Annotated in this window: 1 protein-coding gene; it reads right to left on the bottom strand. The window is 47.4% G+C overall.

Annotation, left to right across the window (positions count from 1 at the left end):
• Positions 1-327: hypothetical protein (locus A8L45_RS24935; RefSeq protein ID WP_175402094.1), on the bottom strand; the 327-nt coding region annotated here is incomplete at both ends.

Raw genomic sequence — 327 nt, 5'->3', positions numbered from 1 at the left:
CCTATCTGGTCACCATCCGTGTCCACCACGCAGGCTTTATCGTAGCGAATATACTCAGCGTCACAGCCTAAATCGGCGTCAAATGCCTTGAAAACACGTTTCATTGTTTGCAAATCAGTGTTTCCCTGAGACCGATTCCATATCAGCATTTGCTTTATTGCTTCACTGGCTTGCCGGATATCGTTGAGACCTGATGGCGAAGATGCCTCAGAATTGTTCAAAATGCCCGGTGGAATGTCTGCGGCATTTTCGGGTAATAGGCCCGAAGCCACCAAGTTCAACGCCACATAGTGCCCATCAGTCTGCTTCTCTTTTACAAAATCTGAT

The organism is Veronia pacifica, from assembly GCF_001707825.1.
GTDB lineage: Bacteria > Pseudomonadota > Gammaproteobacteria > Enterobacterales > Vibrionaceae > Veronia > Veronia pacifica.
Note: the sequence above shows the minus strand (reverse complement) of the source record. Positions and strands in the feature narration are given on the sequence as shown.